General features: G+C 54.4%; 2 protein-coding genes. Both read right to left on the bottom strand.

Going from position 1 to position 1013, the window contains the following annotated elements; all coding sequences use genetic code 11:
- A partial coding sequence (gene rfbG, locus AAFM29_RS13100; protein WP_341713236.1) for a CDP-glucose 4,6-dehydratase occupies nt 1–615 on the bottom strand: 615 nt, incomplete at its 3' end.
- A partial coding sequence (locus AAFM29_RS13095; RefSeq protein ID WP_341713231.1) for a sugar phosphate nucleotidyltransferase occupies nt 606–1013 on the bottom strand: 408 nt, incomplete at its 5' end. The genes rfbG and AAFM29_RS13095, both read right to left, overlap by 10 nt.

Genomic DNA, 1013 nt, shown 5'->3' with positions numbered 1-1013 from the left:
CGGGACGAGACGGTCGGCCGCCCAATCTCCACCACCAACAACGTTGCCCGCACGTACCGACGCGAGTAACGGCATACCGGGATCCGAGAAATACGATTGCCGGTAAGAGCCTATCACAATCTCTGCACCAGCTTTGCTTGCACTGTAGGGATCATACCCACCAAGCGGATCGGTCTCACGGTATGGCCAAACCCATTCATTGTTCTGATAACACTTATCGCTGGTAACCGCGATGATGGCCTCAAGCCCGGATACCCTTCGACAGGCATCGAGGACATTCGCAGTACCCTGTATGTTTGTAGCAAACGTCTCACGAGGTTGGTCATAGGAAAGTCGAACAATCGGTTGGGCAGCAAGGTGGAACACGACCTGAGGTGCTGCATCTACGATCAGCTGGTCCATCAAGGCAGCATCACGAATATCAGCCTCGATATGAGTCACCAACTTCTCAAGGCCTAGTTGCTCAAAAAGGCTCGGAGACAATGCAGGAAGACTTATGCCCGTAACGTCCGCACCAAGCTCAGTCAGCCAAAGTGACAGCCACGCGCCCTTAAAGCCTGTGTGCCCGGTTACAAGGACCTTCCGACCCTCCCAAAACTCCCTAGCTACCAGCATTTCCAAGGAGCCTTTGTTGCCCATAGTTCTTCAAGGTAATTGCGGTCACGCAACGTATCCATGGGTTGCCAGAAACCTGTGTGCCTAAATGCACCGAGCTGCCCATCGGCCGCAAGTCGCTCTAGCGGCTCCCGCTCCCAGATCGTCGATGGACCATCCACATAGTCATCGAGTATGGAGGGGTCCCCAACGAAGAAGCCTCCGTTAATTAGCCCCCCATCTCCTGCAGGTTTCTCCCGAAATCCTGTTACATTGCTCCCGTCAAACTCAATCGCACCAAATCGGCCGGGAGGTGCCACGGCCGTAACCGTCGCCTTCTTTCCATGCTGACAGTGAAACTCCACGAGCGCAGTAACATCGATATCCGCAACACCATCACCATAGGTGAAGCAAAACGG

This window comes from Erythrobacter sp., assembly GCF_038133525.1.
Classification (GTDB): Bacteria; Pseudomonadota; Alphaproteobacteria; order Sphingomonadales; family Sphingomonadaceae; genus Qipengyuania.
Note: the sequence above shows the minus strand (reverse complement) of the source record. Positions and strands in the feature narration are given on the sequence as shown.